This window comes from Guyparkeria sp. SB14A (genome assembly GCF_005096345.1).
Taxonomy (GTDB): Bacteria; Pseudomonadota; Gammaproteobacteria; order Halothiobacillales; family Halothiobacillaceae; genus Guyparkeria; species Guyparkeria hydrothermalis.
Genome location: NZ_SWAW01000001.1, coordinates 221,761 through 230,080, shown reverse-complemented (window position 1 = coordinate 230,080; position 8,320 = coordinate 221,761). Strand labels below are relative to the sequence as shown.

At 65.6% G+C, this 8,320-nt stretch carries 8 protein-coding genes and 1 pseudogene; 4 read left to right on the top strand and 5 right to left on the bottom strand.

What is annotated here, in order from left to right; translation table 11 throughout:
• The 4 genes from mutS to FAZ79_RS01090 all read left to right on the top strand — a co-directional run.
• A partial coding sequence (gene mutS, locus FAZ79_RS01105) for a DNA mismatch repair protein MutS (protein ID WP_136866066.1) occupies window positions 1-1,661 on the top strand: 1,661 nt, incomplete at its 5' end.
• Window positions 1,662-1,687: 26 nt separating this feature from the next.
• A complete protein-coding gene (locus FAZ79_RS01100; RefSeq protein ID WP_136866065.1) occupies window positions 1,688-2,143 on the top strand; it encodes an NUDIX domain-containing protein in 456 nt (151 codons plus the stop codon).
• Complete coding sequence (gene mnmA / locus FAZ79_RS01095; RefSeq protein WP_136866064.1) at window positions 2,140-3,267, top strand: tRNA 2-thiouridine(34) synthase MnmA; 1,128 nt, start codon at window positions 2,140-2,142, stop codon at window positions 3,265-3,267. Before FAZ79_RS01100 ends, mnmA begins: the two co-directional genes overlap by 4 nt.
• 25 nt (window positions 3,268-3,292) lie before the next feature.
• Window positions 3,293-3,919 (top strand): DUF489 family protein, encoded by a 627-nt coding sequence (locus FAZ79_RS01090; RefSeq protein ID WP_136866063.1) that lies wholly within the window; start codon window positions 3,293-3,295, stop codon window positions 3,917-3,919.
• Between the two features lie 83 nt (window positions 3,920-4,002).
• On the opposite strand, the gene FAZ79_RS01085 is transcribed toward FAZ79_RS01090, so the two are convergent.
• The 5 genes and pseudogenes from FAZ79_RS01085 to FAZ79_RS11795 form a co-directional block, all read right to left on the bottom strand.
• Window positions 4,003-4,320 (bottom strand): DUF2818 family protein, encoded by a 318-nt coding sequence (locus tag FAZ79_RS01085; protein ID WP_231505818.1) that lies wholly within the window; start codon window positions 4,318-4,320, stop codon window positions 4,003-4,005.
• Window positions 4,321-4,354: 34 nt separating this feature from the next.
• Window positions 4,355-5,791 carry an NADH-quinone oxidoreductase subunit NuoN gene (gene nuoN / locus FAZ79_RS01080; RefSeq protein ID WP_136866062.1) on the bottom strand — a complete coding sequence of 479 codons (1,437 nt, stop codon included), beginning with the start codon at window positions 5,789-5,791 and terminating at the stop codon, window positions 4,355-4,357.
• Window positions 5,792-5,801: 10 nt separating this feature from the next.
• On the bottom strand, window positions 5,802-7,322 hold the full coding sequence (locus FAZ79_RS01075; protein ID WP_136866061.1) for an NADH-quinone oxidoreductase subunit M: 1,521 nt from the start codon (window positions 7,320-7,322) through the stop codon (window positions 5,802-5,804).
• A 36-nt stretch (window positions 7,323-7,358) separates the two neighbouring features.
• Window positions 7,359-8,081, bottom strand: a complete 723-nt coding sequence (locus FAZ79_RS01070) for a hypothetical protein (RefSeq protein ID WP_247709454.1) — start codon at window positions 8,079-8,081, stop codon at window positions 7,359-7,361.
• Between the two features lie 42 nt (window positions 8,082-8,123).
• A pseudogene (locus tag FAZ79_RS11795) lies at window positions 8,124-8,174 on the bottom strand (hypothetical protein); the annotation flags it as partial.
• Between the last annotated feature and the right edge of the window lie 146 nt (window positions 8,175-8,320).

Genomic DNA, 8,320 nt, shown 5'->3' with positions numbered 1-8,320 from the left:
GGCTGGCCCGCCCGCTGCGCGACCACGAGCGGCTGGCCGCCCGTCACCAGGCGATCGGCGAGCTACGCGAACGCGACCTGCCGGCCGTCCTGTTCGACGCCCTGCGGCAGGTCAACGACATCGAGCGCATCACCACGCGCATCGTGCTGGGCGCGGCACGGCCGCGCGACCTCGCCGCCCTGCGCGACTCGCTGCACCAGCTGCCCGCGCTGACCGCCACCCTGGCCACCTGCGACCAACCGCTGCTCGCCACGCTGAACGACGCACTGGCCGACCTGCCCGAGGTGCGTGAACTGCTGGATGCGGCGATCGCCGAGAAGCCCTCGGTCTGGCTGCGCGACGGCGGGGTGATCGCGAGCGGCTTCGACGAGGAGCTCGACCGCTTGCGGGGCCTGTCCGAGCGCGCCGACACCACGCTCACCGCCATGGAGGAGGATGCACGGCGACAGTCGGGCATCGAGAACCTGAAACTGGCCTACAACCGCGTCCACGGTTACTACTTCGAGGTGCCGCGCAGCCAGTCGGCGCGCATGCCGGAGACCTTCACCCGTCGCCAGACGCTCAAGTCCGTCGAGCGCTACACCAACGACACCCTGAAGACCTTCGAGCAGGAAGTGCTCACCGCCCGCGACAAGTCGCTCGCCCGCGAACGCGAGTGCTTCGAGGCATTGCTGATCACCTTGGCCGGCCACCAGAGCGAGCTGCGCCGGCGGGCCGATGCCCTCGCGGACCTCGACACCCTGGCCGCGCTGGCCGATGTCGCCGAGCGCCACGACTGGACCGCCCCGCGCTTTCGTAACGCGCTCGGGGTGGATATCCGCCAGGGCCGCCACCCGGTGGTCGAGGCCAACAGCGAGGCGGTCTTCGTGCCCAACGACGCCGAGCTGGCCCCCGACCGGCGCATGCTGCTGATCACCGGCCCCAACATGGGCGGCAAGTCGACCTACATGCGCCAGACGGCGCTGATCGTGCTGCTGGCCCACGCCGGGGCGCACGTGCCGGCCGAGGACGTCGAGATCGGGCCGATCGACCGCATCTTCACCCGCATCGGCGCCTCCGACGATCTCGCCTCGGGACGCTCGACCTTCATGGTGGAGATGACCGAGACCGCCGAGATCCTGCACCACGCCACCGAGCGATCGCTGGTGCTGATCGACGAGATCGGCCGCGGCACCTCGACCTTCGACGGCCTGGCGCTGGCCTGGGCGGTCGCCGAGCACCTGTTGCAGAAGAACCGTGCGATGACGCTGTTCGCCACCCACTACTTCGAGCTGACCACGCTTGCCGAACAGTTCGAGACGCTGGTGAACGTCCACCTCGAGGCGATCACGCACAACGGCGAGCTGGTGTTCCTGCATGGCGTGAAGGATGGTCCCGCCAACCAGAGCTACGGCATCGACGTGGCGCGTCTGGCCGGCCTGCCGCGCCCCACCATTCGCCGGGCGCGCGGCCTGCTGGAGAAACTCGAATGGCAGTCGCATACCGGCGGCGAGGTCCCGCAGATGGATCTGTTCGCCGCCGAGCCGGTCGCCGACCCCGTCGAGACCGAAACCGACCCGTTGCTCGAGGCGATCGACACTCTCGACCCGGACGAGCTCTCCCCCCGCGCCGCGCTCGACCTGCTCTACGAGTGGAAGGCGCGACGTCAGCAGGACCTCTGACTTGTACCGGACGATATACTGATCTCATGCCATCTTCCGATCGACCGCTCGTCTCCCTGACCGTTGCCGGCATTGCCCGCCGGGGCGATGCGTACCTGCTCGTGGAGGAACGCATCCGTGGCCAGCGCTACCTCAACCAGCCAGCCGGACACGTCGAGCCGGGCGAGACGTTGCTCGACGCGGTGATCCGGGAGGTGCGCGAGGAGACCCGTTTTGGCTTCGAGCCGACCGGGCTGCTCGGGATCTACCACGACAACCCCGGCCAGGGGCGGCGGGTACTGCGGGTGGCGATCATCGGCGAGATCGACGACGAGCCCGATGACCAGCCGTTGGATAGCGGGATCATCGCCGCGCGCTTCATGGACCGCGCAACGCTGGAGAACGCCGAGATCCCGCATCGCTCACCCTTCGTCACCGCCGCGATCCGCGATTTCGAACAGGGGTACTGCTATCCCCTCGACCTGCTGCACTCGATCCGATGACCGACTCGACCATCAACGACCTCATCCCCCCCGCCCCGGCGGACGCCCCGCGCATCATGGTGGGCCTGTCCGGCGGCGTGGACTCCTCGGTGGCCGCCCTGCTGTTGAAGGAGGCCGGCTACCGCGTCGAGGGCCTGTTCATGAAGAACTGGGAAGGCGACGACGATGACGAGTACTGCGCGGCCAAGGAGGACATGCTCGATGCCATGGCCGTGGCGGACAAGCTCGGGATCGATTTCCACTACGTCAACTTCGCCGGCGAGTACTGGGACCGCGTGTTCGAGCACTTCCTGCACGAGTACCAGGCCGGACGCACGCCCAACCCGGACATCCTCTGCAATCGCGAGATCAAGTTCCGCGCCTTTCTCGACCACGCCCGGGCACTGGGGGCCGATGCGATCGCCACCGGTCACTACGCGCGACGGCTCGACGACGCGACCGGCGTGCACCTGGCACGCGGCGTGGACGCGAACAAGGACCAGAGCTATTTCCTGCACGCGCTCTCCCGCGACCAGGTCGGTTCGGCGTACTTCCCGGTCGGCGAGCTGGAAAAGCCGCGCGTGCGCGAGATTGCCGCGGCCCACGACCTGATCACCGCCGACAAGAAGGATTCGACCGGCATCTGTTTCATCGGCGAGCGCCGCTTCGCCGATTTCCTCAAGACCTACCTGCCCGCCCAGCCGGGGCCGATCGAGACCCTCGAGGGCGAACGGCTCGGCACCCACCAGGGCCTGATGTACCACACCATCGGCCAGCGTCAGGGGTTGGGTATCGGCGGCACGAAGGCCCATGGCGATGCGCCGTGGTACGTGGTGGGCAAGGATCTCGAGTCCAACACGCTGCGGGTCGCCCAGGGCAAGAACCACCCGGCCCTGTTCGCCGACCGGCTCGAGGCCGAGCAGATCCACTGGATCGAGCCGCCACCGACCGACCGGCCGCTGACCGCCAAGATCCGCTACCGCCAACCCGACCAGGCGGTCCGCATCGAGCAGACGGGCGATCGCCTGATCGCCTCCTTCGAGGAGCCGCAACGCGCCATCACCCCCGGCCAATCGGTCGTGTTCTATGATGGCGACATCTGCCTGGGGGGAGCGGTGATCACCCGCGCCCTGCCCCGGGACTGATCATCAAACCAACCGATACGGGACCATGCCACAAGACACCGACGACCAATTGATCGCCATGGCCGGCATGACCCAGGCCGTCCAGTTGATCCAGACGCTGGCCTACGAAGGCCGCGTGGCGGACAGCCAAGCGCTGGAGGCGAGCATCGGCTCGCTGTTCGCCTTCGACGCCCCCGACACGGCCAGTATCTACGGCGGGCTGTCCGGGGTTCGATTCGGCATGAAACGCCTGAGCGAGTTGCTGGCCGGTAATTCCCGCGCACCACGTGACCTGGAACTCACACGCTACGTGGTCACGCTGTTCGCGATCACCAAGGCCTTTCGTCGCGACCAGGAGATGGGCAGCACGCTATTCCGGCGACTCGAGGAGTTGAAGCCCGCCTTCGACGAGCACGGCGCCGACAGCGGGCTGATGGCCGATCTCAACAACCTCTACCGCAGCACACTTAGCCACCTGCCGCAGAAGTTCGTGATCAACGGCGAGAAGCATCACCTCGAGGACATGGCGATCTCCTCGACCGTACGAGCCCTGCTGCTCGCGGGCGTGCGGGCCACCATCCTGTTCGACCAGGTCGGCGGCCGGCGCTGGCGCCTGCTGTTTATGCGCGGCAAGTATGTCGACGGTGCCCAGCGGCTATTGCGACAGATGTAAGCCGCTTGCGAGGACGCGTCGGGCACGAAAAAAGGCGAACCATCACGGTTCGCCTTTCTTGTTGGGCACGTCCGATGCCGGTGTCAGACCTGCAGGTGCTTTCGCAGCTGGTATTGCCAGATAAATCCGATCACCGAGAACACCGCGAAGATGGACGCGGCCACGGCCCAGAATTCCCAGCCCTTGGGCTCGATACCGCCGATCGAGTACTCGAGGTACAGCCCGATGCCCATGCCGATCACGAAATAGAGCAGCCACTCGACGATTCGCCACCAGAACGATTTCTGCTGGCCCGGTCCGGCGACCGGGATCACCAGGAACAGTCTCTGGTTGACGAAAGGCAAGTTCGCCAGGACGAACAGGCCGATCAGGTAACTCGCGATAATCCAGTCGGCGATCATGCAGGCCTCGTTTCGATGGCGTAATGAATGTGGCTTACAGGCCGAAGGCGCCGGCACTCAGCGCGGTCAGACCGGTCGGGTACAGGCCGAAAATCAGCATGGAGGCGCCGGACAGGACCAGCACGCCCCGCACGTTGGCATCGGCTTCGATGGGGCTCGTGTCCTCCGGCGCGTCGAAGTACACCATCTTGACCGCGCGCAGGTAGTAGAACGCACCGATCACCGCGGTGACCACGGCGAAGGTCGCCAGCCACCACAGCCCGATCCCTACGACCGACTGGAGCACGGCAAGTTTCGCCCAGAAGCCGAAGGTGAACGGGATGCCCGCCATGGAGAACATCAGCAGCAGGAAGACGAACGCCATGACCGGGCTGCGATCGTTCAGCCCCTTGAGGTCGTCCAGGCTCTCGGCCTCGAATCCCTGGCGTGCCAGCAGCAGGATGATGCCGAAGCCGCCGATGGTCATCGCCGCGTAGGCGATGGTGTAGAACAGCGCGGCAGCGTAGCCCTCGTTGGTGCCGGCCAGCACGCCCAGCAGGATGAAACCGACGTGACCGATGGTCGAGTAGGTCAGCATCCGCTTGAAGCTGGTCTGCGCGATCGCGACCACGTTGCCGATGGCCATCGAGAGCATCGCCACCACGATCAGCATCGGTTGCCAGTCGGCGAACAGCGGCCCCATGCCGTCGACCAGCAGACGCAGCACCAGCGCGAGCGCGGCGATCTTGGGCGCGGCGGCGAGGTACAGGGTCACGGCCGTCGGCGCGCCTTCGTAGACGTCCGGCAGCCACATGTGGAACGGCGCGATGCCCATCTTGAACACGGCACCGACCACGATCAGGACCACGGCCGCCTTCAGGGCCATCGACTCCTCGCCGCTGGCGACCGACTCGGCGATCGCGGTGAGCGTCAGGTCGCCGGTCACGCCGTAGAGCAACGACATGCCGTAGAGCAGGATGCCCGAGGCGAGCGCGCCCAGCACGAAGTACTTCATCGCCGCCTCCGAGGCGCGGCCGTCGTCGCGCTTGAACGCGGTCATGGCGTACATCGCCAGCGACATCAGCTCCAGGCCGAGGTAGAGCAGCAACAGGTGGTTCGAGGAGATGGTGATCATCATCCCCAGCACGCCGAACAGACCGAGCATGTAGTACTCGCCCTTGTCGATGCCGCGCTGGCGCAGATAGGTGCGCGAGATGACGAACACCGCGGCCACCAGCACGTAGACCACCAGCTTCATCACGTCGGCCATGGGGTCGTTGACCACCATGTCGCCGAAACTCATGCGCACATGATCGTCCATCTGCACCAGGGTGATCACGAACAGCGCGATCAGGGTGAGGATCGAGAGCACGAAGCTGACCGTCGGCCCGCGCTTGGGCAGGAACGGGTCGACGAGCAGGATCAAACAGGCCATCGCCGCGAGGACGATTTCGGGCAGGACCGGTTGCAGGTTCAGTGAGGCGAGTGTCATAGGGAACGTCTTACAACTTGGTGGTCAGCGCCTGTTGCGCCAGGTTCTCGATCGAGGCGTGCATGACCTCGACCAGCGGGTTCGGCCAGACGCCGATCAGCACGATCAGGAACGCGAGCACGCCCAGAATCCAGGCCTCGCGGAAATTGAGATCCTGGAGCGTCTTGACGCCCTCGTTCTTCACCTCGCCGAAGATCACGCGCTTGACCATCCACAGGGTGTAGGCCGCGCCGATGATCAGCGTCAGGGCCGCGGTGAGCGCGATCCAGAAGTTGGCCTTGAAGGCGGCGAGGATGACCATGAATTCGCCGACGAAGCCCGAGGTGCCCGGCAGGCCGACGTTGGCCATAGCGAACAGCACCACCAGCGCCCCGAACCACGGCATGGTGTTGACCACCCCACCGTAGGCCGAAATGTCGCGGGTGTGCAGCCGGTCGTAGAGCACGCCGATGGAAAGGAACATCGCCGCGGAGATCAGGCCGTGGGAGATCATCTGCACCATCGCGCCCTCGAGCGCCAGGGTCACGCCACTGGCCGAGGCGTTGTCCGGGTTGGCGACGATCATGTAGATCACGAACAGGCCCAGGGTGACGAAGCCCATGTGCGAGATCGACGAGTAGGCGACCAGCTTCTTCATGTCCGACTGGACCATGGCGACCAGGCCGATGTAGACGATCGCGATCAGCGACAGCGCGATCATCAGCCAATCGAGCGTCGCCGCCGCATCCGGCGTCATCGGCAACGAGAAGCGCAGGAAGCCGTAGCCGCCGATCTTGAGCATGATCGCCGCCAGGATCACCGAGCCGCCGGTGGGCGCCTCGACGTGGGCATCGGGCAACCAGGTATGCACCGGCCACATCGGGATCTTGACCGCGAAGGCGATCAGGAACGCCAGGAAGATCAGGATCTGCTCGGTCAGCGTCAGCGGCAGTTCGTGGAACACCGGGATTGCGAAGCTGCCAGCCTGGAAGTACATGTAGATCAGCGCGACCAGCATGAACACCGAGCCGAGGAAGGTGTAGAGGAAGAACTTGATGGTCGCGTAGACGCGCTGCGGGCCGCCCCAGATGCCGATGATGATGAACATCGGGATCAGCATGCCTTCGAAGAAGAAGTAGAAGACGATGGCGTCCATCGCGGCAAAGGTGCCGTTCATCATGCCTTCCATGATCAGGAAGGCGGCCAGGTACTGGTGCGCCTTGTCCTTGATCACTTCCCAGGCGGCGACCACCACGAGGATGGTGGTGAAGGTGGTCAGCACGATCAGCGGCATCGAGATGCCGTCGACGCCAAGCGCGTAGTTGATGCCGAAGGCCGGGATCCATGGCAGGTGCTCGACGAACTGCATCGCGGCGGTCTGCGTGTTGAATCCGACGATCAGGCCGAGGCTGATCACGAAGACCACGACGGAGACGATCAGCGCGAACCAGCGCGCCGAGGCGGCACGTCGTTCGCCGAACAGCATCACGGCAAGGCCTGCCGCGATCGGCAACCAGACGAGCAGGCTCAGTATGGGCCAGGAGGTCAGCATCGAACCGTTATCCTTCGCTTGTTATCGGTATGGGCGTTACGCGCCGACGAACACGATCCAGGTCAGCAGCCCGATCAGGCCGAGGATCATGACGAACGCGTAATGGTAGAGGTAGCCGGTCTGGATCAGGCGCCAGGTGCGGGCCATGCTGCCCACCACCTTCGCCGAGCCGTTGACCAGCCAGCCGTCGATCGCGCCGAGATCGGCGCCCTTCCACAACCCGCGACCCAGGAGCCGCGAGCCGCCGGCGATGACGGTGTTGTTGAAGCTGTCAAAGCCGTAGCCTTCCTCGAGGATGCGCTTGGGCCAGGCGAACACGCGGGCGAACAGCGGCGGCAGCACCTTCGGCATGCCGAGATACATGATCGCCGCGGTGGCGACACCGGCCAGCGCCATCCAGACCACCGGCGTGGTCCAGCCGTAGAGGAACATGCCCCAGGCGCCCTTGAACTGCTCCTCGAGCGTCGCCATGGCGCCGTGGGTCGCCAGCACGCGGATCGAGTCATCGAAGTAGGCACCGAACAGCAGCGGCTCGATCACCAGGAAACCGACGATCAGCGACGGCACGGCCAGCAGCACCAGCGGCACGGTGACCACCTTGGGCGATTCCTTGGCGTGCGAGGCGGTGTGCTTGTCCATGCGCGACTCGCCGAAGAACACCAGGAACAGCATGCGGAAGGTGTAGAAGGCGGTCACGAACACCCCGATGAACAGCGCCCAGTAGGCGAACTCGGCCCCGGGCAGCTCCGAGGCGGCCACGGCGTAGATGATCGACTCCTTGGAGTAGAAGCCCGAGGTGCCCGGGAAGCCGATCAGCGCCAGCGCCCCGATGAAGAAGGTGGCGAAGGTGATCGGCAGCGTCTTGGCCAGCCCCCCCCATCTTGCGCATGTCCTGCTCGTGGTGCAGCGCGATGATCACCGAGCCGGCCGCCAGGAACAGCAGCGCCTTGAAGAAGGCGTGGGTCATCAGGTGGAACAGGGCCGGGCTGTAGGCCGAC

Coding starts and splice junctions, on each gene's coding strand:
- FAZ79_RS01100 (WP_136866065.1), top strand. CDS start 1,688: ATGCCATCTTCCGATCGACCGCTCGTCTCCCTGACCGTTGCCGGCATT.
- mnmA (WP_136866064.1), top strand. CDS start 2,140: ATGACCGACTCGACCATCAACGACCTCATCCCCCCCGCCCCGGCGGAC.
- FAZ79_RS01090 (WP_136866063.1), top strand. CDS start 3,293: ATGCCACAAGACACCGACGACCAATTGATCGCCATGGCCGGCATGACC.
- FAZ79_RS01085 (WP_231505818.1), bottom strand. CDS start 4,320: ATGATCGCCGACTGGATTATCGCGAGTTACCTGATCGGCCTGTTCGTC.
- nuoN (WP_136866062.1), bottom strand. CDS start 5,791: ATGACACTCGCCTCACTGAACCTGCAACCGGTCCTGCCCGAAATCGTC.
- FAZ79_RS01075 (WP_136866061.1), bottom strand. CDS start 7,322: ATGCTGACCTCCTGGCCCATACTGAGCCTGCTCGTCTGGTTGCCGATC.